1 protein-coding gene is annotated in these 257 nt (G+C 40.9%); it reads right to left on the bottom strand.

Translation table 11 applies throughout. The features are described 5' to 3' along the window. Positions 1–180 (bottom strand): type IX secretion system membrane protein PorP/SprF (locus tag ACY2RS_RS15660; protein WP_490099598.1); only part of this gene is annotated, 180 nt, incomplete at its 3' end. Positions 181–257: the final 77 nt, after the last annotated feature.

The following is a 257-nucleotide window of genomic DNA, read 5'->3' as shown; positions in this document are numbered from 1 at the left end:
TACCCACTGTGTTCTGAGTAAAAGACCAAAACTTAAGGCCTCCTTTGAACCAGCATACCCGGGATTCACCATCTGGGTATTGTACATATACTGCGTGTACTGGGGATCTTGTTGTGCCGATACCGTACCTAGAACTGTAAAAAGTACCGCGATAAAAATAATGAGTAATCGGTGTTTCATAATATATGGTTTAATACAGGGAGCACTTACCCTCCCCGTAGTATGCATTAGTAGCCTATCTATTCTATCTGTTTAAA

Source organism: Patiriisocius sp. 208BN25-11 (genome assembly GCF_058147145.1).
Note: the sequence above shows the minus strand (reverse complement) of the source record. Positions and strands in the feature narration are given on the sequence as shown.